The sequence below is a fragment of the Pseudomonas sp. FH4 genome, from assembly GCF_000510915.2.
Classification (GTDB): Bacteria; Pseudomonadota; Gammaproteobacteria; order Pseudomonadales; family Pseudomonadaceae; genus Aquipseudomonas; species Aquipseudomonas brenneri.
Genome location: NZ_AOHN01000051.1, coordinates 1 through 591 on the forward strand (window position 1 = coordinate 1; position 591 = coordinate 591).

The following is a 591-nucleotide window of genomic DNA, read 5'->3' on the forward strand; positions in this document are numbered from 1 at the left end:
GTCGGTGGCTGAACTGGTCGAGAAACTGAAAAACGAAGCGAAGGTGCTTTGAATTGGAGAGCCTGATCATGACTATCCTCGTAATCGCCGAACACGATAACAAGGTGCTGGCCCCGGCCACCCTGAACACCGTTGCTGCCGCCGCCAAAATCGGTGGCGACATCCACGTACTGGTCGCCGGTCAAGGCGCTGGCGCCGTGGCTGAAGCTGCAGCAAAAGTAGCTGGCGTGAGCAAAGTACTGCTGGCTGACAATGCTGCCTACGCGCACCAACTGCCGGAAAACGTCGCGCCTCTGGTTGCAGAGCTTGGCGCTTCCTACAGCCACATCCTGGCTGCCGCTACCTCCAACGGCAAAAACATCCTGCCACGCGTTGCCGCGCAGCTGGACGTTGACCAGATCTCCGAGATCGTTTCGGTGGAAAGCGCCGACACCTTCAAGCGCCCGATCTACGCCGGTAACGCCATTGCCACCGTGCAATCGACAGCTGCCGTCAAAGTCATCACCGTACGCGCCACCGGCTTCGACCCGGTTGCCGCGGAAGGGGGTTCGGCTGCCGTTGAAGCCGTTGCGGCTGTGCACAATGCTGGCA

1 pseudogene is annotated in these 591 nt (G+C 60.4%); it reads left to right on the forward strand.

Features of this window, described 5'->3' with window-relative positions:
* Positions 1 to 68: 68 nt before the first annotated feature.
* Positions 69 to 591: pseudogene (locus tag H097_RS26575) on the forward strand (electron transfer flavoprotein subunit alpha/FixB family protein); the annotation flags it as partial.